The organism is Pseudomonas sp. B10 (genome assembly GCF_900156235.1).
In the GTDB taxonomy this organism is placed as follows: Bacteria; Pseudomonadota; Gammaproteobacteria; order Pseudomonadales; family Pseudomonadaceae; genus Aquipseudomonas; species Aquipseudomonas siliginis.
The window spans coordinates 1,540,457-1,565,000 of record NZ_LT707063.1 but is presented as its reverse complement, the minus strand read 5'-3'; the positions used below and the strand labels follow the sequence as shown (position 1 = coordinate 1,565,000).

Below are 24,544 nucleotides of genomic sequence, written 5' to 3'. Positions count from 1 at the left end.
ATGGGCAGGTTGAAGGTTAGGTAACACTGACTGGAGGACCGAACCGACTACCGTTGAAAAGTTAGCGGATGACCTGTGGATCGGAGTGAAAGGCTAATCAAGCTCGGAGATAGCTGGTTCTCCTCGAAAGCTATTTAGGTAGCGCCTCATGTATCACTGTAGGGGGTAGAGCACTGTTTCGGCTAGGGGGTCATCCCGACTTACCAAACCGATGCAAACTCCGAATACCTACAAGTGCCGAGCATGGGAGACACACGGCGGGTGCTAACGTCCGTCGTGAAAAGGGAAACAACCCAGACCGTCAGCTAAGGTCCCAAAGTTATGGTTAAGTGGGAAACGATGTGGGAAGGCTTAGACAGCTAGGAGGTTGGCTTAGAAGCAGCCACCCTTTAAAGAAAGCGTAATAGCTCACTAGTCGAGTCGGCCTGCGCGGAAGATGTAACGGGGCTCAAACCATACACCGAAGCTACGGGTATCATCTTCGGATGATGCGGTAGAGGAGCGTTCTGTAAGCCTGTGAAGGTGAGTTGAGAAGCTTGCTGGAGGTATCAGAAGTGCGAATGCTGACATGAGTAACGACAATGGGTGTGAAAAACACCCACGCCGAAAGACCAAGGTTTCCTGCGCAACGTTAATCGACGCAGGGTTAGTCGGTCCCTAAGGCGAGGCTGAAAAGCGTAGTCGATGGAAAACAGGTTAATATTCCTGTACTTCTGGTTATTGCGATGGAGGGACGGAGAAGGCTAGGCCAGCTTGGCGTTGGTTGTCCAAGTTTAAGGTGGTAGGCTGAGATCTTAGGTAAATCCGGGATCTTAAGGCCGAGAGCTGATGACGAGTGTTCTTTTAGAACACGAAGTGGTTGATGCCATGCTTCCAAGAAAAGCTTCTAAGCTTCAGGTAACCAGGAACCGTACCCCAAACCGACACAGGTGGTTGGGTAGAGAATACCAAGGCGCTTGAGAGAACTCGGGTGAAGGAACTAGGCAAAATGGCACCGTAACTTCGGGAGAAGGTGCGCCGGTGAGGGTGAAGGACTTGCTCCGTAAGCTCATGCCGGTCGAAGATACCAGGCCGCTGCGACTGTTTATTAAAAACACAGCACTCTGCAAACACGAAAGTGGACGTATAGGGTGTGACGCCTGCCCGGTGCCGGAAGGTTAATTGATGGGGTTAGCTAACGCGAAGCTCTTGATCGAAGCCCCGGTAAACGGCGGCCGTAACTATAACGGTCCTAAGGTAGCGAAATTCCTTGTCGGGTAAGTTCCGACCTGCACGAATGGCGTAACGATGGCGGCGCTGTCTCCACCCGAGACTCAGTGAAATTGAAATCGCTGTGAAGATGCAGTGTATCCGCGGCTAGACGGAAAGACCCCGTGAACCTTTACTATAGCTTTGCACTGGACTTTGAATTTGCTTGTGTAGGATAGGTGGGAGGCTTTGAAGCGTGGACGCCAGTTCGCGTGGAGCCATCCTTGAAATACCACCCTGGCAACTTTGAGGTTCTAACTCAGGTCCGTTATCCGGATCGAGGACAGTGTATGGTGGGTAGTTTGACTGGGGCGGTCTCCTCCTAAAGAGTAACGGAGGAGTACGAAGGTGCGCTCAGACCGGTCGGAAATCGGTCGTAGAGTATAAAGGCAAAAGCGCGCTTGACTGCGAGACAGACACGTCGAGCAGGTACGAAAGTAGGTCTTAGTGATCCGGTGGTTCTGTATGGAAGGGCCATCGCTCAACGGATAAAAGGTACTCCGGGGATAACAGGCTGATACCGCCCAAGAGTTCATATCGACGGCGGTGTTTGGCACCTCGATGTCGGCTCATCACATCCTGGGGCTGAAGCCGGTCCCAAGGGTATGGCTGTTCGCCATTTAAAGTGGTACGCGAGCTGGGTTTAGAACGTCGTGAGACAGTTCGGTCCCTATCTGCCGTGGACGTTTGAGATTTGAGAGGGGCTGCTCCTAGTACGAGAGGACCGGAGTGGACGAACCTCTGGTGTTCCGGTTGTCACGCCAGTGGCATTGCCGGGTAGCTATGTTCGGGAAAGATAACCGCTGAAAGCATCTAAGCGGGAAACTTGCCTCAAGATGAGATCTCACTGGAACCTTGAGTTCCCTGAAGGGCCGTCGAAGACTACGACGTTGATAGGTTGGGTGTGTAAGCGCTGTGAGGCGTTGAGCTAACCAATACTAATTGCCCGTGAGGCTTGACCATATAACACCCAAGCAATTTGCTGACCTGAGAAGGCACCAGATTGCGGTGTGTGAAGACGAAACGAACCGAAAGTTCGAAACGCACAAACACCGAAAGCTGTCACATACCCAATTTGCTGAAGCGAGGCCATCTGGTCACGAGTCAGTACCCGAATTTCTTGACGACCATAGAGCGTTGGAACCACCTGATCCCATCCCGAACTCAGCAGTGAAACGATGCATCGCCGATGGTAGTGTGGGGTTTCCCCATGTGAGAGTAGGTCATCGTCAAGATTAAATTCCGAAACCCCAATTGCGAAAGCAGTTGGGGTTTTGTTTTGCCTGCGAGAAAGTTTTCAGAGTGCCATCGGTGAAATTCATTCTGAAGTGGACGGCCAGTTTTGATATGGTGCAGCTCGTTTTTTTAACGGACTGATGCCCTGCCCACGGATCGGCACTCATTTATGTCAAAGAGTTGCTGTAGAAATGCCTGAACCAATCCCGATCAAGGATCATGAAAAAGAGACGCGGCTGGTCAACAAACGATTGATCGCCTGCGCTCTGTTCGTCTTCGCCATCAGCTGCGCTTTGGTGGTGCGCCTGTACATTCTCCAGGTCGTGGAATTCGATTACCACTCGACCATCTCCGAAAACAACCGTGTCCATGTCCTGCCGATACCGCCGACGCGTGGATTGATCTACGACCGCAACGGCGTATTGCTCGCCGACAACCGTCCCAGCTACAACCTGACCATCACCCGTGAGCGTGCAACCGACGTCAATCAAGAATTGGACGAAGTCATCAACTTGCTGCACTTGCCTGCTGAAGACCGCACGGTATTCGACAAGGCGATGAAGCAATCCCGGCATCCATTCACACCGGTCACACTGTTTTATGAGCTGACGGAAGAGCAGATCGCCGTCCTGGCGGTGAACGAATTTCGCTTGCCGGGCATTGATGTCGAACCGCAGTTTGTCCGGCACTATCCTCTCGGCGCACATTTCGCTCATTCGATCGGTTATGTCGGTCGGATCAATGAAAAGGAAGCTAAAACCCTCGACTCCGTGGAATACCGAGGTACGCAGTCCATTGGTAAAACCGGTATCGAGCGTTTCTATGAGGCGCAATTACACGGCCATGTCGGTTACGAAGAAGTCGAGACCAATGCTCAAGGCCGTGTGCTACGGATGCTCAAGCACACCGATCCGGTGCCAGGCAAAAACATCGTCCTGAGCCTCGATGTAAAGCTGCAGGAAGCAGCCGAAGCTGCTTTGGGCGACCGTCGTGGTTCAGTGGTAGCTCTCGACCCGTCCACCGGAGAAGTGCTGGCGATGGTCAGCAATCCGAGCTTCGATCCGAATCTGTTCGTGACTGGCATCAGCTCAAAGGAATATTCAGCGCTGCGCGATTCCATCGACCGTCCGCTGTTTAACCGCGTATTGCGCGGCCTGTACGCCCCAGGCTCGACGATCAAGCCGGAAGTCGCCATCGCTGGTCTGGACGCCGGCGTCGTGACCCCGCAGACCCGCGTATACGATCCCGGCTATTACCAATTACCGGACTTTGATCACAAGTATCGCAACTGGAACCACAGCGGTGACGGCTGGGTGGACATGGACGCGGCGATCATGCGTTCCAACGACACCTACTTCTACGATCTGGCGCACAAGCTTGGCATCGATCGTCTGCACGACTACATGGCGATGTTCGGCCTTGGTGAAAAAGTCTCGCTGGACATGTTTGAAGAGTCCCCCGGTCTGATGCCGTCGCAAGCGTGGAAACGCGCTACACGGCGACAGGCCTGGTATCCCGGTGAGACGGTTATTCTCGGCATCGGCCAGGGATACATGCAGGTCACACCGCTGCAATTGGCCCAGGCCACTGCCCTGATCGCCAATAAGGGGATATGGAATCGGCCTCACTTGGCAAAGTCGGTCGACGGTGTAGCGCCGGTCGACGAACATCCAATGCCCAATATCCTGCTCAAGGACCCGCGCGATTGGGAGCAGGTCAACCACGGTATGCAGATGGTCATGCACGATGCTCGAGGTATTGCCCGAGCGGCCGCTGCGGGCGCGCAATACCGCATCGCCGGCAAGAGTGGTACGGCGCAGGTGGTGGCGATCAAGCAGGGTGAGCGTTACAACCGCGAGAAAACCCTCGAGCGCCACCGTGACAACGCCCTGTTTGTAGGATTCGCACCGGCCGAGCATCCAAAGATCGCCATCTCGGTAATGATCGAGAACGGCGAGGCGGGTGGTCGTGTTGCCGGTCCAGTAGTGCGGCAGATCATGGACGCCTGGTTACTCGATCAGGATGGTCACCTTAAACCTCAATATGCGGCGCCGAGCAAAGCGCCGGGCGATCCTCACGTCTGAGGCGTAACGTTTCACAGCACAGGCTCCGTAAGGGGAGCCTGTGATTACGCACCGGGTACCGGGCAGCTCATATCACCTTCCTCACATTGCAAATACTGCTTGAGGGCTTCTACTCTGGCCTTGGTTACGGCTGTGAGACAACTACTGTAAACCAATGGATAAACACTCCCGCCCGCCACCCCGGATGCCGAAAACTTGCACTCGGCATCCCGGAAGCTGACCCACGCCCGCTGCGCGTTGACCAGCAGCTTCTTTGCGTCCGGGTTGTCCTTCAGGCGTCCGGTGATCTGCTGATAGAGCGTATTCAGTTCCTTGTCTGCCGCTTTGAAGGCTTGCGCCGCGCATTGATTCATCGTCGACTGATCGCTGGCGTTGGCGCAATCAACGGCGGCATGGGCGAAAGGGGCAAACAATAAGGGCGCAGAGGCCAGAAGCAGACGCACTGACATAAGGTTCTCGCTGTATCGAGTGGAAAGAGTGTATCGAGTGTTATGTACGTAGCCGGGAGGCTTCAAGCAAGCGATCCGCAGTGGCCGTGATTTCCTCGCCGTCATGCAGCCGCTCCAGCCAGTGCTCGGGAATTGCCCGAGCGCCGTAGTAAGTACCGGCCAACTGACCCACGATAGCAGCTGTGGTATCCGCATCATCACCTAGATTGGCTGCTTTCAGTATCGCGTCAGCGTACGTTTGCGTGTGATGGAAGCACCACAAAGCGGCTTCCAATGATTGCACGCTATAGCCGCTGCCCTTGATTTCGTTTTCTTTTTTGCCGAGATACTCACCCCGCGCGATCGCAACCACTTTGGGTTGGGAATAGTCAGCAAGTAGCGATTGGCGCAGTTGCGTTTTGTCGGCTCCCTCAAGCGCTCGTGCAATCAGATCAGCCAGCAATTGGCAGCACTCGATTGCCTCCGGCGCCGCATGGGTTGTGCGCGAACTGTCGGCAGCGTGGATCTGGATCTGTCGAGCGTCCGGAAAATAAAACAGCACGACTGGTGCCAACCGCATCAGCGACCCGTTACCAGCAGTCAACGGGTCAGTCGACCCTGCGAAAGGCTCTCCGGTTCGCTGAAACTGTTCCAGCGCCTGGCTGACGGTCATGCCGATGTCGAAACATTCCCCGGTGGAGCTCAGGTATCCCCATTTCCACCAATTGAGATAGCGGCCCATCTGATCAGCCGCGTCGAAACCGTTTTTGCGCAGCAGGCTCTCGGCCAGGCAGAGTGCCATTGAAGTGTCATCGGTCCATTGCCCAGGCTTGAGCTGAAACGGACCACCGCCGATCATGTCGCTCAGCGGCTGGAATGATCCTCGCGGTTGGAACTCAACCGTTGTGCCGACCGCATCGCCGCAAGCCAGGCCGAGGAGGGCGCCGCGATACCGATCGGCGAGAGAAGGCTGCATGATTCGTCCTTGTTTCTGCGGATTCGCTGGCAAGATAACAGGTCAGACGGGGCTGATTACAGAGCGGAAACTACGGCAGGATGTGTCCGCTCGAACCGATGCCAGCAGCGCCTGGATACAACTTCGCATTGGACATGTGGTCATACAAGCCTAGTGTTCAGAACAGGAGGTGACGTATGAAACCAGTACCTAACAGTTTCGAACGCAAAATCACGCTCAAGGCGTCGCGTTCCCATGTCTGGCGCGCATTGGTCGATGCCGAAGCGTTTGGCCAGTGGTTTGGCGTGGCACTTGAGGGCCGGCGCTTCATTGCCGGTGAGTGGACGCAGGGCCAGGTCACGTACCCCGGTTATGAACACGTATTGTGGAATGTGCTGATCGAGCGGGTCGAGCCGCAGCAGTTGTTTTCTTTCCGCTGGCACCCGTATGCGGTCAACCCGAAGATCGACTACTCACAAGAGCCGACCACGCTGGTCAAATTCGAATTGCAGGACTTCGAGGACGGCACTCTACTCAAGGTCTCGGAGTCCGGCTTCGCGCACATCCCTGATATCCGTCAGAAAGAGGCGTATTACATGGACAGTCGCGGCTGGGAGGAGCAGTTGAGCAGGCTTGAACAGTTTCTCGCCGAAAGCGCCAGGGCTGGTGAAAGCGGCGGTGCCTGACGGACCTAGGGGTTTTCGGAAGTGTTTGTATGGCGAATGTCTTACACGCGTTGGGAGCTTTTACGACTATTGCTGATTGGATCCACTGGGTAATCTACACACATCAACTGAGACACAGGGAGTGTTTCAGGATCATGGACGATCGACCATCGCAAGGATCGCTGCCGACAGGGAGTCGATAATGGTCTTGGGAAAAACCCGCTTCGGCGGGTTTTTTTTCGCCTGAATGTAGGAGCCGCTGAAGGCTGCGATCTTTTGATCCTGCTTTTGAAAGCCAGGTCAAAAAGATCACAGCCTGGGCGAATGTCATCCCGTCACGAAGCAATCAACTGCCGCAACACATAATGCAGAATCCCCCCGGATTTGAAGTACTCGACCTCATTCAGCGTATCAATGCGGCACAAGACTTCGATTCTTTCCTGACGCCCATCCTCCCGAGTGATAACCAGCGGCAGGTTCATCCGCGGCCTCAGCTCGACGCCGGTCAATCCCAGAATCTCGAACTTCTCTTTGCCGCTCAGATTGAGACTCTTGCGGTTCTGATCAAGCTTGAACTGCAACGGCAGCACACCCATGCCGACCAGATTCGAGCGGTGAATACGTTCGAAGCTCTCCGCAATCACCGCTTTGACGCCCAGCAGATTGGTGCCTTTCGCCGCCCAGTCACGGCTCGACCCGGTGCCGTACTCCTGACCGGCAACCACCACCAACGGCGTCCCCGAAGCCTGATATTTCATCGCTGCATCGTAGATCGCCATTTTTTCCCCGGTGGGGATGTAAATCGTGTTGCCACCTTCCTCGCCACCCAGCATTTCGTTGCGAATACGGATGTTGGCAAACGTGCCGCGCATCATCACTTCATGATTGCCGCGACGGGAACCGTAGGAGTTGAAGTCGCGCGGTTCGACGCCTTTTTCCTGCAGATAACGCCCGGCCGGGCTGTCGATCTTGATGTTGCCGGCGGGGGAGATATGGTCGGTGGTCACTGAGTCGCCGAGCAAAGCCAAGACTCGCGCACCTTTGACGTCTTTCACTTCCGGCAGAGGGCCGGAAATGTCGTCGAAGAAAGGTGGATGCTGAATGTAGGTCGAATCGTCCTGCCAGACGTAGGTGGCCGCTTGCGGCACCTCGATGGCCTGCCATTGATCATCACCGGCAAACACTTCGGCGTATTCCTTGTGGAACATCGCCGTATTGACCTGATTCACCGCCTCGGCGATTTCCCGGCTGCTCGGCCAGATATCGCGCAGATACACCGGATTGCCCTGCTGATCCTCGCCCAGCGGTTCGCTGCTGATATCGGTGCGCACACTGCCGGCCAATGCGTAGGCGACAACCAGTGGTGGAGAAGCCAGCCAGTTGGTTTTCACCAGCGGGTGTACGCGACCTTCGAAGTTGCGGTTGCCGGACAGGACTGATGCGACGGTCAGATCGGCTTTCTGAATGGCTTTCTCGATCGGCTCCGGCAGTGGCCCGGAGTTGCCGATGCAGGTGGTGCAACCGTAGCCGACCAACGAAAACCCTAGCTGATCGAGGTACTGAGTCAGCCCGGCAGCCTTGTAATAGTCGGTGACGACTTTCGAACCGGGGGCCAGTGAGCTTTTGACCCAAGGCTTGCGCGTCAGACCTTTCTCGACGGCTTTCTTCGCCAGCAACCCGGCCGCCATCATCACGCTCGGGTTGGAGGTGTTGGTGCAGGAGGTAATCGCGGCGATGACCACGGCGCCGTTTTTCAGGCGATAGGTCTTGCCCTCATATTCGTAGTCCGCTTCACCGACCAGATCGGCGTTGCCCACCGCCACGCCGCCACCGCCCTCGCTTTCCAGGCGTCCTTCTTCCTTGCTGGTCGGTTTGAATTGCAGGTCGATGAAATCACTGAAGGCCTGTGCGACGTTCGGCAGCGAGACGCGATCCTGCGGGCGTTTCGGCCCGGCCAGACTGGCTTCGACGCTGCCCATGTCCAGCGCCAGGCTGTCGGTGAACACCGGCTCCTGACCAGGCAGACGCCACAGGCCTTGAGCCTTGGTGTAGGCCTCGACCAGCTTCACCACTTCCGGCGGTCGACCCGACAGGCGCAGGTATTCCAGCGTGACATCGTCGACAGGGAAGAAGCCGCACGTCGCACCGTATTCCGGGGCCATGTTGGCGATGGTCGCACGGTCGGCCAATGGCAGGTCGGCGAGACCGTCGCCATAGAATTCGACGAATTTGCCGACCACACCTTTCTTGCGCAGCATCTGCGTTACGGTCAGCACCAGATCGGTGGCGGTGATGCCTTCCTTGAGTTTGCCGGTGAGTTTGAAGCCGATCACTTCTGGAATCAGCATCGATACCGGTTGCCCAAGCATCGCCGCTTCCGCCTCGATCCCGCCCACGCCCCAGCCGAGAACGCCGAGGCCGTTGATCATGGTGGTGTGGGAGTCGGTGCCGACCAGCGTATCGGGGAACGCGTAAGTGCGGCCATCCTCGTCTTTGGTCCAGACGGTACGGCCGAGGTACTCAAGGTTGACCTGGTGGCAGATGCCGGTACCCGGCGGGACCACGCTGAAGTTATCGAACGCACTCTGGCCCCAACGCAGGAAGGCATAGCGCTCGCCGTTGCGTTGCATTTCGATGTCGACGTTCTGTTCAAACGCACTGGCGCTGCCAAACTTGTCGACCATCACCGAGTGGTCGATCACCAGATCCACCGGCGACAACGGATTGATCCGTTGCGGGTCGCCACCGGCCTTGGCCATCGCTGCACGCATGGCGGCGAGGTCGACCACGGCGGGCACACCGGTAAAATCCTGCATCAATACGCGGGCAGGGCGGTACTGGATTTCGCGATCGGAGCGGCGCTCCTTAAGCCAGGCGGCGATGGCCTTGAGGTCAGCGCCGGTGACGGTTTTTTCGTCTTCCCAGCGCAGCAGATTTTCCAGCAGGACCTTCAACGACATCGGCAGCTTGTCGAGGTCGCCCAGGCTTTTGGCGGCTTCCGGCAGGCTGAAATAGTGGTAGGTCGTGGCGTCGATTTGTAGGGTTTTCAGTGACTTCAGACTATCGAGGGACGGCATTACGATCACTCCTTTGAGTCCGCACGGCTACGGACTGAGGGGACGGGCAGAGCATTAAACCTAGCCCTGTTTTGAGTAGCTGGCTAATAACTGGACTCTATCGGCGCAACCATGGTTCCGACTTCAGCTATCATGCGCCGGTTTTCGTGACAGGCATTGCGGCAACGCAAGGCTTGAGCATCGCGCAACGGTCGAATGATCGACCGTTGCCCAGGAGTAAGAATGAACACCCTATTCATGCATTGCCGGCCCGGCTTCGAAGGCGAAGTCTGTTCGGAGATTTCCGATCTCGCCGCCCGTCTCAATGTCGCCGGTTACGCCAAAGCCAAAACCGCCACGGCCTGCGCCGAGTTTGTCTGCACTGAAGCCGACGGCGCCGAACGCCTGATGCGCGGTCAGCGTTTCGCCGAATTGATCTTCCCGCGGCAGTGGGCGCGGGGCTTTTTCATTGATCTGCCGGAAAACGATCGCATCAGCGTAATCCTCGCGCACATGACCGATTTCCCGGTGTTTGGCAGTCTGTGGCTGGAAGTGGTCGATACCAATGACGGCAAGGAACTGTCGAACTTTTGCAAAAAGTTCGAAGGCCCGCTGCGCAAGGCGCTGACCGCCGCTGGCAAACTGGTGGAAGACGCCAGCAAGCCGCGATTGTTGCTGACCTTCAAAAGTGGTCGCGAAGTGTTTCTCGGCATGGCCGATGCCGGCAATTCGGCGATGTGGCCGATGGGTATTCCGCGCCTGAAGTTTCCTCGCGAGGCGCCGAGCCGGTCGACCTTGAAGCTGGAGGAGGCGTGGCACCACTTCATTCCACGTGATCAGTGGGAAGACCGCCTGCACAGCGACATGACCGGCGTCGACCTCGGCGCCGCGCCGGGCGGCTGGACCTGGCAACTGGTCAACCGTGGCATGCTGGTCACCGCAATCGACAACGGCCCGATGGCTGAAAGCCTGATGGAAACCGGGCTGGTCCAGCATCTGATGGCTGACGGTTTTACCTTCAAGCCAAAGCAGCCGGTGGACTGGATGGTTTGCGACATCGTCGAGAAACCGGCGCGCAACGCGGCGATGCTGGAAGAGTGGATCGGCGAGGGGCATTGCCGCGAGGCGGTGGTCAACCTGAAGCTGCCGATGAAACAGCGTTATGCCGAAGTGAAACGTCTGCTCGAGCGCATTGCCGATGGATTCAAGGCGCGTGGGATCAAGGTTGATATCGGCTGCAAGCAGCTCTACCACGACCGCGAGGAAGTGACTTGCCATCTGCGCCGGCACGACACCAGGAAAACCAAATCGCGCTGACACAACACTGAGCGTGTGGGAGCAAGCCTGCTCGCGAAAGCGGTGGGGCAGCCAGCGATGTGTTGACTGACGGATTGCCTTCGCGAGCAGGCTCGCTCCCACATGGGTTGGACGATATCCCAAGCAATGCGCGACAATGCCGGCCAGTTTCTGGAGTGAACCATGAGTGAAATGATCGATACCCCGGTCGACGGCACCCTCGACGCCACCGGCCTCAATTGCCCGGAGCCGGTGATGATGTTGCACCAGCACATTCGCGATCTGGTACCCGGCGGCCTGCTCAAGGTGATCGCCACCGATCCCTCGACCAAGCGCGATATCCCCAAGTTCTGCGTGTTTCTTGACCATGAACTGGTCAGCCAGCATGAAGAGGCCGGCACCTATCTGTACTGGATTCGCAAGAAGTCCTGACTCAGGGCAAAAAAAGACCTGCAAATGCAGGTCTTTTTTTATGGGTGATCAACCCATCGAACGACTGATTCGAATCCGCTTGCGCGCACTGCGTGTCAGACGAATCGACAGCATCAACGCTGCGCAGCTCAAGCCTACGATCAAACCCTGCCACAAACCGCTCGGACCGCGTGGCTCGCCGAGCCAATCGGTCAGGCCCAGCGCATAACCGACCGGCAGACCGATGCCCCAGTAGGCGAAGAGAGTCAGGATCATCGTCACCCGAGTGTCCTGATAGCCACGCAGTGCACCTGCTGCGGTCACTTGGATTGCATCGGAAAACTGGAACAGCGCCGAATAGACAATCAGCATCGCCGCAATATGAATCACCGTTGGATCAGCGGTATAGATCGCCGCAATCGGCTCGCGTAGCGCCAGCATCAGGCTCGCCGACAGGCAGGCGTAGGCCAGCGCCGTGCCCATGCCGACTCCGGCGGCAAAGCGCGCTTCACGCGGTTCTTCGCGCCCAAGCGCCTGACCGACACGCACGGTGACCGCCATGCCCAGCGAATAGGGAATCATGAATACCAGCGAGCTGACGTTCAGCGCGATCTGATGCCCGGCCACCACCGTCGCGCCGAGGCTGCCGATCAGCAGGGCGATCACGGCAAAAATGCTCGACTCGGCAAACACCGCGATGCCGATCGGCAAACCAATCGACAGCAGACGTTTGATCACCGCCCACTGCGGCCAGTCGAAGCGGCTGAACAATTCGCTAGAGCGATAGGCCGGTGCCCAGCGTTCATACCCGGCCAGGCCCAGCGCCATTACCCACATCACGATCGCCGTGGCCCAGCCGCAGCCGACGCCGCCCATGGCCGGCACGCCGAAGTGGCCATAAATGAAGATGTAGTTCAGCGGGATGTTCAATGCCAGACCACAGAGGCCCAGCACCATGGCCGGGCGGGTGCGGCCGATGCCGTCGCTGGTGCAGCGCAGCACGTGATAGAAGGCGACCGCCGGCAAGCCGCTGGCAATGCCGTGCAGATATTGCATGCACGGGCCGATCAGCTCGGGATCGACCTTCATCAGGTGCAGCACCGGCTCGGCGGCGACCAGCATCGAGGTGGCGATCAGTCCGACTACCAATGCCAGCCACAACGCCTGACGCACGATCGGGCCGATCTCGCTGTGCTTGCCGGCGCCGAAACGCTGCGCGACTTTTGGTGTGGTGGCCAGCAGGGTGCCGGTCATCAACAGAAATACCGGAACCCAGATCGAGTTGCCCAGCGCCACCGCCGCCAGATCCTTGGGCCCGACGCGCCCGGCCATCACCGCATCGACGAAGCCCATGGCCGTAGTCGCCAGTTGCGCGATGATGATCGGCAGGGCGAGGGCGAGCAGGTTTTTCAACTCCAGGCGAATCCGCGCAGGGCGGCTCAGCGAGACGGCGACAGGTTGGTCAGTTACAGGGTTCACAGGCAAAGCGTCCAGAAAGTTTAATGCGCGAGGCGGCGCATTCTACGCCGCTGACACCTCGGTCAGGAATAATCCTCTGTTGCGCATTTGTAAGCGTAAACCCTGCTGGCTGATCGACGCGTCAGCACCTAAACTGCCGATCCGCCCAAGGAGCCCGCCATGCTGATTGTTGCCGACGAAAATATCCCGCTGCTCGATGCTTTTTTTGCCGGTTTCGGCGACATCCGCAGAGTGCCGGGCCGCTCCATTGACCGCGCGACGGCTGAGCAGGCCGATGTGTTGCTGGTGCGCTCGGTGACTAACGTCAATCGCGCGCTGCTCGAAGGCAGCAAGGTGCGCTTTGTCGGCACCTGCACCATCGGCACCGATCATCTGGATCTCGATTACTTCAACGAGGCCGGGATCTGCTGGTCGAGCGCGCCGGGTTGCAATGCCCGTGGGGTGGTCGATTACGTGCTGGGCAGTCTGATCACACTGGCCGAAATCGAAGGCGCGGATCTGACTCAGCGTACTTACGGCGTTGTCGGCGCCGGTGAAGTGGGGGGGCGCTTGATCAAGGTCCTCAAGGGCCTGGGCTGGAACGTCAAGGTTTGCGACCCGCCGCGTCAGGCTGCCGAGGGCGGCGATTATGTCAGCCTCGAGCAGATCATCGAACAGTGCGACGTGATCAGTCTGCATACACCTTTGACTCGCAATGGCGACGACGCGACGTGGCATCTGTTCGATCAACAGCGTCTGCAACAACTCAAGCAAGGTGCATGGCTGATCAACGCGGCGCGCGGCCCTGTAGTTGACAATGCAGCGCTGCGTGAGGTGCTGCTGGAGCGCGAGGACCTGCAAGCGGTGCTCGACGTCTGGGAAAAAGAGCCGGAAGTCGACCCTGCGCTGGCCGAGCTCTGCGTATTGGCCACGCCGCATATTGCCGGTTACAGCCTCGACGGCAAGCAACGCGGGACCGCGCAGATTTATCAGGCCTACTGCGCTTTCAGCGGCCAACCTGCAGCTATCCAGCTCAGCGATCTGCTGCCAGCAACCTGGTTGTCGGAAGTTTCCCTGCACGGTGACAGCGATCCGGCGTGGGCGCTGGCGATGTTGTGCCGGGGCGTGTATGACCCGCGTCGCGATGATGCGGATTTCCGCCGCAGCCTGGTGGGAAATGTCGCTGAGCAGCGTACGGCGTTTGATGTGTTGCGCAAGCAGTACCCGGTGAGACGCGAGATCGAAGGGCTGAAGGTGCGAATTGAAGGAGATGCGCCGGGGTTGCGGCAGATTGTTGAGGCGCTGGGGGCGGTGGCTGTCTGAATCAGCGCTGGCCTTTTCGCGAGCAGGCTCGCTCCCGCAGGGGATCTACAGTGCAGCAAAGTTAAAGGTGGGAGCGAGCCTGCTCGCGAAAGCCACACCACCAATCCCGAATTGCAGATATAAAAAACCCGGCCAATCAGGGCCGGGTCAGGAAGACGGTGGCTACATCACTCTTGTTCGGCAGGCTTGACCAATCGCTTCTCCAGTTCGCGGCAAGCGTCCTGGATCATGTCTTCAGTGATCGGTACTTCGCGGCCCTGCTCATCGATAATCGAGCAACCCAGAGACTGGTCGGGTTTGGTGCGGATCACTTCAATCTTGTCTTCGCTGCTGTGTTGCAAGGACATGGCCTGTCTCCTCATCAGGTTGTGTGCCTAAGTTAAAACCGCCACGTGACCAGGCTGTGACAACTCCCTGCGGTCTGTCGGCGGGCGGCATCTCTACTCAAACAGAAATGACCGCTCGTCTCAACCGCAACCTTAGACCAATCGTTTCTAGCATCCGGACATCCCGGGCATATTTAACCTGACTCATTGTGATTTACAGAGTTCCACCCCATCTGAGTCTGTAGGCTGGCCCGATCCATTTGCTCAGACGTGAACTCCATGATCTCCATGTTTTCTTCCCGACACCGGCGCGCCCTGCGCCTGACCAGTCATTTTCTCCTGCCGTACCGCTGGCATGCCTTCGGCGCTTTACTCGCGTTGATCGTGACCGCCGGCATCACCCTGTCGATGGGGCAGGGCATCAAGTTGTTGGTAGACCAGGGTTTCATGACCCGTTCGCCGCATCTGCTGAATCAGTCGATCGGGATTTTCATGTTGCTGGTGCTCGGACTGGCGCTGGGCACCTTTGCCCGTTTCTATCTGGTGTCGTGGATAGGCGAGCGCGTGGTCGCCGACATTCGTCGCCAAGTGTTCAATCACTTGGTGTATCTGCATCCGGGCTTTTACGAGGACAACCGCAGCTCGGAAATCCAGTCGCGCCTGACCGCTGATACCACGCTGCTGCAATCGGTGATCGGCTCGTCGCTCTCGCTGTTCCTGCGCAATCTGCTGATGGTCATCGGTGGTGTGGTGCTGCTGTTCATCACCAATCCGAAGTTGACCAGCATTGTCGTGATTGCACTGCCGCTGGTAATCGCGCCGATCCTGATTTTCGGCCGCCGCGTGCGCAATCTGTCGCGCCAGAGCCAGGATCGTATTGCCGATATCGGCAGTTACGTGTCGGAAACCCTCGGCCAGATCAAAACCGTGCAGGCCTACAACCACCAGGTCCAGGACGAGCAGCGTTTCGCCTCGACCGTCGAGCAGGCGTTCGAAACCGCGCGCAAACGGATTTTTCAGCGGGCGTGGTTGATTACCTTGGTGATCGTGCTGGTGCTTGGCGCGGTGGCGGTGATGTTGTGGGTCGGCGGCATGGATGTGATGGCGGGGCGGATATCAGCCGGTGAGCTGGCGGCATTCGTTTTCTACAGCCTGATTGTCGGCAGCGCGTTCGGCACGCTGAGCGAAGTGATCGGCGAACTGCAACGCGCTGCTGGCGCAGCAGAACGCATCGCAGAATTGCTGCGTTCGGAAAACATCATTCAGCCACCGTTGACCGGACTGGTCACTCTGCCAGCGCGAGTCAAAGGTGAACTTGAGCTGCGCGACGTGCGCTTTTCCTACCCCTCGCGTCCGGAAAGCTACGCCGTCGATGGCTTGAATCTGACGGTGAGGGCGGGCGAAACCTTGGCATTAGTGGGGCCGTCGGGCGCGGGCAAGTCCACGGTTTACGACTTGTTGCTGCGCTTCTACGATCCACGCGAGGGGCAGATTTTCCTCGATGGCGTGCCGCTGACCAGCCTTGACCCGCTGGATCTGCGCCGCTGTTTCGCCCTGGTCTCGCAAACCCCCGCGTTGTTTTTCGGCAGTGTGGAGGACAACATTCGCTACGGCTGCCCGACGGCCACGCTGGAGCAGGTCAAGGAAGCTGCGCGAATTGCCCACGCCCACGACTTCATCGAACAAATGCCGGACGGCTATCAAACTCATCTCGGCGACGGCGGCCTCGGGTTGTCAGGCGGTCAGCGCCAGCGTCTGGCCATCGCCCGCGCCTTGCTGGTGGACGCGCCGATCCTGCTCTTGGACGAAGCCACCAGCGCCCTCGACGCACAGAGCGAGCATCTGATCCAGCAAGCTCTGCCAACGCTGATGGAAAACCGCACCACGCTGGTGATTGCCCACAGGCTGGCCACGGTAAAGAACGCTGACCGGATTGCGGTGATGGATCAAGGCAAGCTGGTAGCGGTGGGGACACATCAGGAGTTGATCGCCAGCAACCCCCTGTACGCGCGGCTGGCGGCGTTGCAGTTTAATGATGGCCAGCCTGATGAACCGACCCAGTAACCGACCCAGTAATCCGCCATAAAAAATGCCCGTATCTCACGATACGGGCATTTTTCATTCTCCGGCGGTCGCTGCCTGCTCATTGATCATCAAAATACCGCTCATGCCAATCCACCAGCGGTTGCGGCGAGTTGAGCTTTTGCCCGTAGATCACCGAGTAGGACAACACGTTCTGCACGTATTGACGGGTTTCGTCGAAAGGGATGCTTTCCACCCAGACGTCGAAACTCAGGTGATCAGCGCCGCGCAGCCACTGACGCACGCGGCCTGGCCCGGCGTTATAAGCGGCGGAGGCGAGCACGCGGTTGCCGTTGAACTGGCTGTGCACCTGGCTGAGGTAAGCGGCGCCGAGCTGAATGTTCTTGTCTGGATTGAACACCTGCTGCGGCGAAGCCAAGGGGATGCTGAATTTGCGTGCGGTTTCCTTGGCGGTGGCTGGCATCAGTTGCATCAGACCGCTGGCGCCGACGCCGGAGCGCGCGTCGTCCATGAACGCGCTTTCCTGCCGGGTGATGGCGAACACCCAGCTCGAATGCAGGCCGCGAACCTTGGCCTCACGCACGAGGGTATCGCGGTGCGCCATCGGGAAGCGGATGTCCAGGTCGTCCCAGTACTGCGCCTGACTGATGGTGCGAATCGCCGGGAAGTACCATTTCAGGTCGTAGGCCAGTTTGGCCTGTGCGACCATTTCATCGCGATTGAAATGTCGGCTGACGTGATACCACTCGCGACGCCCATCGACGATCTGCCCACGTGCATGAAACTCCAGCGCGCGACGTACGCCGGGGGTGTTACGGACTTTGTTGATCAACGCCTGGCTGAGCACCAGCGGTTTGTTGTTCAGCGAGTAAGGCGATTGTGAACGGTCTGCGGCGAGGAAGCCGTAGAAGTCTCGTTCCCGCGCCAGATTCTTGTACAGGGTCAGCGCTTGCGGGTTTTGTGGCTCGGCCAGTTCCAGGCTGCGCGCCTGCCAGTAGCGCCAACGGTTGGTGGTGGCCAGGTCTTGCGGCAGACGTTTGGTCAGCTCATAGGCATCATTCCAGCGTGCCAGACGCAAGAGCAGGCGCAGGCGCCATTCCGAGACGGTGTTGTCGCGCAGCTCCGGATCGTATTTGGTCATGACATCCAGCGCGCGGCTGTCGAAGCGGCGCGCGAGGGTCAGGCCGATCTCGCGAGCGATCGCGACCTTCTCATCGCGAGAGAAATGCATGCTGCTGGCGTAACCGTCGAGCAAAGCCATGGCCTTGTCCGGATCCTGCCGAGCGAGGCGGCGCAAGCCGAGGCTGACGACGTCTGACATCGGCTCGTCGGCCGGGGTGAAGCGCGACGGCTGGTTGAGCAGTTCGGGTTTCTGCGCCACGTCGACCAGCAAGCGACCGCGCGGGGCGAGGGTGGTCAGGCCGTTGATCAGGCTGTTGGCCAGCGGATAGTTGCGTGCCTGCGCGGCAAGTTTGGTGCGCTCCCAACGTTTCTGCTCGGTAAGCTGGCCGTCGGCAGCCCAGATGCCGAACAGCGCGTCACAGGCGGCGGGTTGCGATTTGCCGGTCAGCCAGAGTTTTTCCGCACTGGCATACCCTTCGGCTTTCTTGTCGTGGCTGATCTGGTACTGCGCGTTGAGGCAGTCCAGTTCGGTGAAATTCAGCTTCGGATCGTAATACCTGACGAAGGTCGCCCAGTCGCCACGGTCGGCGAGCCAGCGCAACCAGCGCAGTTTCATCCAATTGGCCTGCGGCAAATCACCGTGTTCGGCGAGGAATTTCTCGATCTCGGCGTTGCTCGCCGTCTTCAGACGCGCGGTCAGTTCGTCGTAGGCCAGGTACGGTTCCAGCGGATAATCGGCCAGCGCCTGGCTGTAACGGAAATACGGGCCGGTATCACCCTTGGCCAAGGCGCGCTTGGCTTCATCGTAATACTGGCGTTGGGTGGACAAGTCCACCGCCTGGACGGATTGAGCGGCAGCGGCGGTAAGAAACAAGCAGGACAAAACACTGAAAAGGCGACTGCGCATGAGACATCCGGGCAGAGAAATCATGACAAGTGCCGATCGAAATCCGCACTGAATTGACTGTAGCTTAGCCTTTTGCCAGCAAGCGGCGAAAGCTTTGCGAGCCTCGCTGCACAAGTTCGCAACAAATGTTGTGCAGAGTGCTTCGACAGACAAATTGCCGGCCTGCTGAAGCCTCAAGTCAGGTAGAATGCGCGCCCGGTTTTTGGAGAAGCTCATGACCCTGCTCAAATTCAGCGATGTGTCCCTTGCGTTCGGCGCTATGCCGTTGTTGGACAAGGTGTCCTGGCAGATCGCCCGTGGTGAGCGGGTGTGCATCATCGGCCGCAATGGCACTGGCAAGTCCAGCATGATGAAACTGGTCAAGGGCGACCAGAAGCCCGATGACGGCTCGGTGTGGCGTGCCCCCGGTCTGAAAATCGGCGAATTGCCGCAAGAATTGCCGGTTGCCGACGATCGGACGGTATTCGACGTGGTGGCTGAAGGCCTCGACGGTGTTGGCGCCTTGCTCGCCGAATACCATCACCTGAGCCAGAACATCGTCACCGATGCCGATCTGGACAAGCTGATGCATGTTCAGCACGACCTCGAAGCCCGTGATGGCTGGCGCCTTCAAACGCTGGTCGATAGCACCCTGAGCCGTCTGCAACTGCCGGCCGACAAGACCCTCGCCGAACTCTCCGGCGGCTGGCGTCGTCGCGTGCTGCTGGCGCAGGCGCTTGTGTCCGAGCCCGATCTGCTGCTGCTCGACGAACCGACCAACCACCTGGATATCGGTGCGATTGCCTGGCTCGAAGAAGCGTTGAAAGATTTCCAGGGCGCCGTGCTGTTCATCACGCACGACCGTTCCTTTTTGCAAAACCTCGCCACGCGCATCCTCGAACTGGATCGCGGTGGGCTGATCGACTGGAACGGCGACTACGCCAGTTTCCTCGTGCACAAAGAAGCCGCGCTGGCCGCTGAAGAAACCGCCAACGCGCTGTTCGACAAGCGTCTGGCTCAGGAAGAGGTGTGGATCCGTCAGGGCATCAAGGCCCGCCGCACTCGTAACGAAGGTCGTGTGCGCGCTCTGAAAGCCCTGCGCGTTGAGCGCAGTGAGCGTCGCGAGCGTACCGGCAAGGCCAACATCCAGCTGGAAACCGCCGACAAATCCGGCAAGCAGGTGATGGTCCTCGAGAACGTGAGCTTCGCGCATCCGGGCGGGCCGTTCCTGATCAAGGATTTCTCCATGGTCCTGCAGCGCGGCGACCGTATCGGTCTGCTCGGCGCCAACGGTACCGGCAAGACTACCCTGTTGAAACTGATGCTCAGCGGTCTGCAACCGACCAGCGGTAAAGTGGAAGAGGGCACGCGTATAGACGTCGCCTACTTCGACCAGTTGCGCCATCAGCTGGATCTGGAAAAAACCGTGATCGACAACGTCGCCGAAGGTCGCGACTTCATCGACATCGACGGTCAGAGCCGCCACGTGCTGAGCTATCTCGGCGACTTCCTGTTCAGCCCGCAGCGTGCACGCACGCCGGTCAAGGCGTTGTCCGGCGGTGAACGTGCGCGTCTGTTGCTGGCGAAGCTGTTCAGCAAGCCGGCGAATCTGCTGGTGCTCGACGAACCGACCAACGACCTCGATGTGGAAACTCTCGAGCTGCTCGAAGAAGTGCTGCTGACCTTCAACGGCACCGTGCTGATGGTCAGCCACGACCGGGCATTCCTCGATAACGTGGTGACCAGCACCCTGGTCTTCGAAGGCGAAGGCAAGGTTCGTGAATATGTCGGCGGCTATCAGGACTGGATCCGTCAGGGCGGCTCGCCGCGTCTGTTGGGTGTGACTGAAAGCAAGTCGGGCAAGGCTGACCTGAATTCGGCGGTGGTTACCGCTGAGCCGGCTCCGGTGGCTGCGCCTGCGGCTGCTGCTCCGGTTGCCAAGAAGAAACTGAGCTACAAGCTGCAGCGTGAGCTGGAAGCTTTGCCGGGCGACATCGACGCCAAGGAACAGCAGATCGCCGCAGTTGAAGCGGAAATGGCTGAAGCCGGTTTCTATCAGCGTCCGCCGGCGGAAACGGCCAAGGTGATTGCTTCGCTGGAGCAATTGCAGGCCGAGCTGGATGCGTTGGTGGAGCGTTGGGCCGAGCTGGATGCCTGATTGCTCCTGATGTGAAAAAGCCCGGCGCTCAGTGATGAGCGCCGGGCTTTTCATATGTAGCGCGATCTACAGGCGGGAGCAGGTCACCTGTGGGAACGAGCCTGCTCGCGAAAGCGGTGTGTCAGGCAGCACTCATATTGAATGTGCCGACGTATTCGCGAGCAGGCTCGCTCCCACAAAGAGCAAGACAGATCAACGTTTGACCAGGTGCACCGCCAGTACATCGCAAGGTGCGCCGTGCAGCACGTCATTCGCGGTCGAGCCGAGCAGCAGTGCCAGGCCATGACGGCCATGACTGCCGACTACGATCAGATCGCACGCTTGTTCCTTGGCGAAATGATGGATTTCCTGACGTGGCTGGCCGTAGGTCAGATGGCAATTGGCGCCTTCGAGCTCGGGGTATTTCGATTTGAGTTTTTCAAGACGCTCCTTGGCCTGATCGAACTGCTGTTGTTGCAGTTGTGACAGGTCCATTGGCACGTCGCCACCGAAGGCCATGGCCATCGGTTCAACGATATGCACCAGCGACAACTTGGCAGCGTTGCTCACCGACAGCTCGCGGGCGCGGTGGATCACAGGGTCGCACTCTTCGGTCAGATCTACGGCGACCAGTATGTGGTGGTAGGGCATGAGGTGCTCCTCCTGAGGGTTCGATATTGGTAAGTATGGCTGGTTTCAAGCGCATTGGTTCGCAAGTGACACAATGGGCTCATCAAAAATCGGGAGTACAGATATGACGGTCTGGCTGGTGGTGTCAATCCTGCTGGTAGTTTTAAGTCCACTGGCATGGTTGCGCCCATCGCGAACGCAGAGCGGGCGCATGGCCCTGCGCATGGAGGCTCGACGCATCGGCCTGGCCATGCAGCTGGCGCCGCAGGAGTGGCCGCACTGGCTGCTGCCGGAGCCGCCGAATCCCTGCGCCCAGTACCATCGGCCGCGGCGTGGCAGTCAACCGGCGTGCTGGACCTATTGGCAGAAAACCCCGGGCGTGTGGGTCAATCAATGGCAAGAAGTCTGCGATGACCGGACCCTGCTCGATTATTTCGAAAAATTGCCGGGCAATGTTTTCAAGATCGAAGCGGACAAGCAGATGATCGCCTTGTACTGGGGCGAGAAGGGCGAGGCGACGGTTCTGCAGGATATCGACGCGACCCTGAAAGCACTGGCGTGATGCGCGGACTTTTCTCACTGCAACGGTGTGAAACGTCCGGCAGACGCGCAATAAAAAGCCCGACATGATTCGTCGGGCGGATTGGCCAGGCAGACCGGTAATCTTTTTTTGCGGCAGGCGCTTCGATCGCCCCGGCAAATTTCCTCGCAGTCCCCCCAGCGTAGCCTTCTGAACAGGGCTCGGCGGAAATTAGGGCGACTTTTCTAACTATTGATTCTATGAATGGCTGAACATCGGGGCGGGTGTTGCTGCTCATCATGGTGCAGAAATGACCGCAAAGTCGCATTTCAGCCCGAATTTAGGGCGATTGACAATTGTCTGAAATTCCGTGAAGGTGACGTACCCGAATCAAACGGGCGTATGAATTGAGCGTTTGTCTTACAGACTGCTCCTACAGAATCCCGACTATCGCGTTGGCGGGTGTGCCAAGCGGACGGTGTCAGCATCGACGAACAAAGCGTCCTTCTGAGCCCTATGCCTGCGTCCGACGTGTACTGTTCAGCTTCCATATCGTGGAGATCAGTTGATGATTTACGAAGGTAAAGCCATCACGGTTAAAGCTCTTGAAAGTGGCATCGTCGAATTGAAATTCGACCTCAAGGGTGAGTCCGTCAACAAGTTCAACCGTCTAACCCTGAACGAACTGCGTCAGGCCGTAGACACCATCAAGGCAGATGCTTCGATCAAGGGCGTGATCGTCAGCAGCGGCAAGGACGTATTCATCGTCGGCGCCGACATCACCGAATTTGTCGACAACTTCAAGCTGCCGGATGCCGAGCTGGTTGCAGGCAATCTCGAAGCCAACAAGATCTTCAGCGATTTCGAAGACCTCAACGTGCCAACCGTCGCGGCCATCAACGGCATCGCCCTCGGTGGCGGTCTGGAAATGTGCCTGGCGGCCGATTATCGCGTCATGTCCACCAAGGCCAAGATCGGTCTGCCGGAAGTCAAACTGGGCATCTACCCGGGCTTCGGCGGTACCGTACGTCTGCCACGCCTGATCGGTGTCGACAACGCCATCGAGTGGATTGCTGCCGGCAAGGAAAACCGCCCTGAAGACGCGCTGAAAGTCAGCGCCGTCGACGCCGTGGTTGCTCCCGAGAAGCTGCAGGAAGCTGCCCTTGAGCTGATCAAGCGCGCCATCTCCGGCGAGTTCGATTACAAGGCCAAGCGTCAGCCGAAACTTGAAAAACTCAAGTTGAACGCCATTGAGCAAATGATGGCTTTCGAAACCGCCAAAGGTTTCGTGGCTGGCCAGGCCGGCCCGAACTACCCGGCGCCGGTTGAAGCGATCAAGACCATCCAGAAAGCCGCGAACTTTGGTCGCGACAAGGCACTGGAAGTGGAAGCTGCAGGCTTCGTCAAACTGGCCAAGACCTCTGCTGCGCAGAGCCTGATCGGCCTGTTCCTGAACGATCAGGAATTGAAGAAAAAGGCCAAGGCCTATGACGAAATCGCCAAGGACGTGAAGCAGGCTGCCGTACTCGGCGCCGGCATCATGGGTGGCGGTATCGCTTATCAGTCGGCCTCCAAAGGCACGCCGATCTTGATGAAGGACATCAACGAGCACGGTATCGAGCAGGGTCTGGCCGAAGCCGCCAAGCTGCTGGTCGGCCGCGTTGACAAGGGTCGCATGACCGCTGCGAAGATGGCTGAAGTGCTCAACGGCATTCGTCCGACCCTGTCCTACGGCGACTTCGGTCACGTCGATCTGGTCGTCGAAGCTGTGGTCGAAAACCCGAAGGTCAAGCAAGCGGTACTGGCTGAAGTCGAAGACAAGGTCAAAGAGGACACCATCCTCGCGTCCAACACCTCGACCATTTCCATCAGCCTGCTGGCCAAAGCCCTCAAGCGTCCGGAAAACTTCGTCGGCATGCACTTCTTCAACCCGGTGCACATGATGCCGCTGGTGGAAGTGATCCGTGGCGAGAAGTCCAGCGAACTGGCCATCGCGACCACAGTTGCCTACGCGAAGAAAATGGGCAAGAACCCGATTGTCGTCAATGACTGCCCGGGCTTTTTGGTCAACCGCGTGTTGTTCCCGTATTTCGGCGGTTTCGCCAAGCTGGTCAGTGCCGGTGTCGACTTCGTCCGTATCGACAAGGTCATGGAAAAATTCGGCTGGCCGATGGGCCCTGCGTACCTGATGGACGTGGTCGGCATTGACACCGGTCACCACGGTCGCGACGTCATGGCTGAAGGTTTCCCGGATCGCATGAAGGATGACCGTCGTTCGGCCATCGACGTGCTGTACGAAGCCAAACGCCTGGGCCAGAAGAACGGCAAGGGCTTCTACGCCTACGAGGCCGACAAGAAAGGCAAGCAGAAGAAAGTCGCCGATCCGTCGGTACTCGAAGTGCTCAAGCCGATCGTTTACGAGCAGCGCGAAGTCACTGACGAAGACATCATCAACTGGATGATGATCCCGCTGTGCCTGGAAACCGTGCGCTGCCTGGAAGACGGCATCGTTGAAACCGCCGCCGAAGCCGACATGGGTCTGGTCTACGGTATCGGTTTCCCTCCATTCCGTGGCGGTGCGCTGCGCTACATCGATTCGATCGGTGTTGCCGAGTTCGTTGCCCTGGCTGACCAGTACGCTGATTTGGGCGCGCTGTACCACCCGACCGCGAAGCTGCGCGAAATGGCCAAGAACGGCCAGAGCTTCTTCGGTTAAGCGC

Annotated in this window: 16 protein-coding genes and 2 rRNA genes (1 of these 18 only partly in view); 11 read left to right on the top strand and 7 right to left on the bottom strand. The window is 58.4% G+C overall.

Annotation, left to right across the window (positions count from 1 at the left end; genetic code table 11):
* The 3 genes from BXA01_RS06935 to mrdA all read left to right on the top strand — a co-directional run.
* Window positions 1–2,211 (top strand): 23S ribosomal RNA (locus BXA01_RS06935) (it extends 683 nt beyond the left edge of the window).
* 156 nt (window positions 2,212–2,367) lie between these two features.
* Window positions 2,368–2,483 (top strand): 5S ribosomal RNA (rrf, locus tag BXA01_RS06930).
* Window positions 2,484–2,675: 192 nt separating this feature from the next.
* Window positions 2,676–4,568, top strand: a complete 1,893-nt coding sequence (gene mrdA, locus BXA01_RS06925) for a penicillin-binding protein 2 (protein ID WP_076563676.1) — start codon at window positions 2,676–2,678, stop codon at window positions 4,566–4,568.
* 44 nt (window positions 4,569–4,612) lie between these two features.
* Here mrdA and BXA01_RS06920 read toward each other — a convergent pair whose 3' ends face one another.
* Both BXA01_RS06920 and BXA01_RS06915 read right to left on the bottom strand, forming a co-directional pair.
* Window positions 4,613–5,017, bottom strand: a complete 405-nt coding sequence (locus BXA01_RS06920) for a lysozyme inhibitor LprI family protein (RefSeq protein ID WP_076563675.1) — start codon at window positions 5,015–5,017, stop codon at window positions 4,613–4,615.
* 40 nt (window positions 5,018–5,057) lie between these two features.
* Window positions 5,058–5,972, bottom strand: a complete 915-nt coding sequence (locus BXA01_RS06915; RefSeq protein ID WP_076563674.1) for an ADP-ribosylglycohydrolase family protein — start codon at window positions 5,970–5,972, stop codon at window positions 5,058–5,060.
* A gap of 176 nt (window positions 5,973–6,148) precedes the next feature.
* On the opposite strand from BXA01_RS06915, the gene BXA01_RS06910 reads away from it, so the two are divergent.
* Window positions 6,149–6,637: an SRPBCC family protein gene (locus tag BXA01_RS06910; protein ID WP_076563673.1), complete on the top strand. Its 489-nt coding sequence runs from the start codon at window positions 6,149–6,151 to the stop codon at window positions 6,635–6,637.
* 314 nt (window positions 6,638–6,951) lie between these two features.
* On the opposite strand, the gene acnA is transcribed toward BXA01_RS06910, so the two are convergent.
* Window positions 6,952–9,693, bottom strand: coding sequence for an aconitate hydratase AcnA (acnA, locus tag BXA01_RS06905; protein ID WP_076563672.1), 2,742 nt, complete (start codon window positions 9,691–9,693; stop codon window positions 6,952–6,954).
* Window positions 9,694–9,915: 222 nt separating this feature from the next.
* Between acnA and rlmM the strand changes: the two genes are divergently transcribed.
* Together rlmM and tusA are read left to right on the top strand one after the other, a co-directional pair.
* Window positions 9,916–10,989, top strand: coding sequence for a 23S rRNA (cytidine(2498)-2'-O)-methyltransferase RlmM (gene rlmM / locus BXA01_RS06900; RefSeq protein ID WP_076563671.1), 1,074 nt, complete (start codon window positions 9,916–9,918; stop codon window positions 10,987–10,989).
* Between the two features lie 162 nt (window positions 10,990–11,151).
* Window positions 11,152–11,400: a sulfurtransferase TusA gene (tusA, locus tag BXA01_RS06895; RefSeq protein WP_016775503.1), complete on the top strand. Its 249-nt coding sequence runs from the start codon at window positions 11,152–11,154 to the stop codon at window positions 11,398–11,400.
* A gap of 48 nt (window positions 11,401–11,448) precedes the next feature.
* On the opposite strand, the gene BXA01_RS06890 is transcribed toward tusA, so the two are convergent.
* Complete coding sequence (locus BXA01_RS06890) at window positions 11,449–12,858, bottom strand: MATE family efflux transporter (protein WP_076563670.1); 1,410 nt, start codon at window positions 12,856–12,858, stop codon at window positions 11,449–11,451.
* A gap of 159 nt (window positions 12,859–13,017) precedes the next feature.
* Between BXA01_RS06890 and pdxB the strand changes: the two genes are divergently transcribed.
* On the top strand, window positions 13,018–14,160 hold the full coding sequence (pdxB, locus tag BXA01_RS06885; RefSeq protein ID WP_076563669.1) for a 4-phosphoerythronate dehydrogenase PdxB: 1,143 nt from the start codon (window positions 13,018–13,020) through the stop codon (window positions 14,158–14,160).
* Between the two features lie 167 nt (window positions 14,161–14,327).
* Here pdxB and BXA01_RS06880 read toward each other — a convergent pair whose 3' ends face one another.
* Window positions 14,328–14,507 (bottom strand): PA1571 family protein, encoded by a 180-nt coding sequence (locus BXA01_RS06880; RefSeq protein WP_024013646.1) that lies wholly within the window; start codon window positions 14,505–14,507, stop codon window positions 14,328–14,330.
* 258 nt (window positions 14,508–14,765) lie between these two features.
* Between BXA01_RS06880 and BXA01_RS06875 the strand changes: the two genes are divergently transcribed.
* A complete protein-coding gene (locus tag BXA01_RS06875) occupies window positions 14,766–16,550 on the top strand; it encodes an ABC transporter transmembrane domain-containing protein (RefSeq protein ID WP_172834002.1) in 1,785 nt (594 codons plus the stop codon).
* 79 nt (window positions 16,551–16,629) lie between these two features.
* Here the strand turns inward: BXA01_RS06875 and BXA01_RS06870 are convergent, their stop codons facing one another.
* The gene (locus tag BXA01_RS06870; RefSeq protein WP_076563667.1) at window positions 16,630–18,558 is read right to left on the bottom strand and encodes a transglycosylase SLT domain-containing protein; all 1,929 of its coding nucleotides are present in this window, start codon (window positions 18,556–18,558) and stop codon (window positions 16,630–16,632) included.
* 214 nt (window positions 18,559–18,772) lie between these two features.
* Between BXA01_RS06870 and BXA01_RS06865 the strand changes: the two genes are divergently transcribed.
* Complete coding sequence (locus BXA01_RS06865; RefSeq protein ID WP_039760799.1) at window positions 18,773–20,695, top strand: ATP-binding cassette domain-containing protein; 1,923 nt, start codon at window positions 18,773–18,775, stop codon at window positions 20,693–20,695.
* Window positions 20,696–20,887: 192 nt separating this feature from the next.
* Here the strand turns inward: BXA01_RS06865 and BXA01_RS06860 are convergent, their stop codons facing one another.
* On the bottom strand, window positions 20,888–21,325 hold the full coding sequence (locus BXA01_RS06860; protein ID WP_016775498.1) for a universal stress protein: 438 nt from the start codon (window positions 21,323–21,325) through the stop codon (window positions 20,888–20,890).
* A gap of 103 nt (window positions 21,326–21,428) precedes the next feature.
* Between BXA01_RS06860 and BXA01_RS06855 the strand changes: the two genes are divergently transcribed.
* Window positions 21,429–21,866 (top strand): hypothetical protein, encoded by a 438-nt coding sequence (locus BXA01_RS06855; RefSeq protein ID WP_071173062.1) that lies wholly within the window; start codon window positions 21,429–21,431, stop codon window positions 21,864–21,866.
* Window positions 21,867–22,392: 526 nt separating this feature from the next.
* A complete protein-coding gene (fadB, locus tag BXA01_RS06850; RefSeq protein ID WP_024013640.1) occupies window positions 22,393–24,540 on the top strand; it encodes a fatty acid oxidation complex subunit alpha FadB in 2,148 nt (715 codons plus the stop codon).
* Window positions 24,541–24,544 lie beyond the last annotated feature (4 nt).

Bases quoted from the DNA above. Each gene is read 5' to 3' on its own strand.
- BXA01_RS06865 (WP_039760799.1), top strand. From the start codon at position 18,773: ATGACCCTGCTCAAATTCAGCGATGTGTCCCTTGCGTTCGGCGCTATG.
- BXA01_RS06915 (WP_076563674.1), bottom strand. From the start codon at position 5,972: ATGCAGCCTTCTCTCGCCGATCGGTATCGCGGCGCCCTCCTCGGCCTG.
- pdxB (WP_076563669.1), top strand. From the start codon at position 13,018: ATGCTGATTGTTGCCGACGAAAATATCCCGCTGCTCGATGCTTTTTTT.
- BXA01_RS06920 (WP_076563675.1), bottom strand. From the start codon at position 5,017: ATGTCAGTGCGTCTGCTTCTGGCCTCTGCGCCCTTATTGTTTGCCCCT.
- BXA01_RS06880 (WP_024013646.1), bottom strand. From the start codon at position 14,507: ATGTCCTTGCAACACAGCAGCGAAGACAAGATTGAAGTGATCCGCACC.
- BXA01_RS06910 (WP_076563673.1), top strand. From the start codon at position 6,149: ATGAAACCAGTACCTAACAGTTTCGAACGCAAAATCACGCTCAAGGCG.
- BXA01_RS06870 (WP_076563667.1), bottom strand. From the start codon at position 18,558: ATGCGCAGTCGCCTTTTCAGTGTTTTGTCCTGCTTGTTTCTTACCGCC.
- fadB (WP_024013640.1), top strand. From the start codon at position 22,393: ATGATTTACGAAGGTAAAGCCATCACGGTTAAAGCTCTTGAAAGTGGC.
- rlmM (WP_076563671.1), top strand. From the start codon at position 9,916: ATGAACACCCTATTCATGCATTGCCGGCCCGGCTTCGAAGGCGAAGTC.
- BXA01_RS06875 (WP_172834002.1), top strand. From the start codon at position 14,766: ATGATCTCCATGTTTTCTTCCCGACACCGGCGCGCCCTGCGCCTGACC.
- tusA (WP_016775503.1), top strand. From the start codon at position 11,152: ATGAGTGAAATGATCGATACCCCGGTCGACGGCACCCTCGACGCCACC.
- acnA (WP_076563672.1), bottom strand. From the start codon at position 9,693: ATGCCGTCCCTCGATAGTCTGAAGTCACTGAAAACCCTACAAATCGAC.
- mrdA (WP_076563676.1), top strand. From the start codon at position 2,676: ATGCCTGAACCAATCCCGATCAAGGATCATGAAAAAGAGACGCGGCTG.
- BXA01_RS06860 (WP_016775498.1), bottom strand. From the start codon at position 21,325: ATGCCCTACCACCACATACTGGTCGCCGTAGATCTGACCGAAGAGTGC.
- BXA01_RS06855 (WP_071173062.1), top strand. From the start codon at position 21,429: ATGACGGTCTGGCTGGTGGTGTCAATCCTGCTGGTAGTTTTAAGTCCA.